The sequence below is a fragment of the Variovorax sp. 01T432 genome, from assembly GCF_056398605.1.
The window spans coordinates 1-614 of the sequence record NZ_JBFTPS010000153.1; the positions used below are offsets into that span (position 1 = coordinate 1).

General features: G+C 71.7%; 1 protein-coding gene. It reads left to right on the forward strand.

Annotated elements, in window-relative coordinates:
- Window positions 1–614, forward strand: a 614-nt coding sequence (locus tag AC1DNF_RS35750) for a hypothetical protein (RefSeq protein ID WP_478153672.1), incomplete at both ends; no start/stop codon positions are given.

The following is a 614-nucleotide window of genomic DNA, read 5'->3' on the forward strand; positions in this document are numbered from 1 at the left end:
ATGAACACCGCCCATGCCCGCTACATGGACCTGCTCACGGCCCTCGCCCGCGATGGCCTCATCGACCCCGCCCAGGCCTTCGACCGCCTGCGCTCGGCCGATGCGATGCGCGGCGAGACGCCCTACCTCCTGCACATCGCCTCGCGCATCGCCGCCGGGCAGCGCGGCATGACGGCCGCGCCCGAGCTCGCCCACGCCGTCACCCGCCTGCTCGATACCCTCGCAGGGGAACGCGAGAAGACCGAGGGACAGGGCGTGCGCGCTTCCATGCGCCAGGCCCTGCTCAGCCAGGAGCACACCCGGCAGGTCAGCCCGCTCGGCAAGGACAAGTACGCCAAGTACGTCGACTTCTGTTCCCGAGCATTGCTCAGCGGCTCGCCGAGCCTGCCGAACAATGCCTCGCTGGGCGCGGCGCGCGAGCTCGGCGCCGCGGAACTGATGCCCACCCGAGGCGAACTCAAGACCGCCGGCCTGAGCGCCACGCGCGCGGCCAAGCTCGACGCCATCGAGCGCAAGGCCAGCCAGGCGCTCGACCTGCCCGCGATGCCCAAGGCAAGCGCTGAACTGAGCGACGTCGTTCAGGCCCTGGGCCAGGTGGACATCCGCGCCGCGCG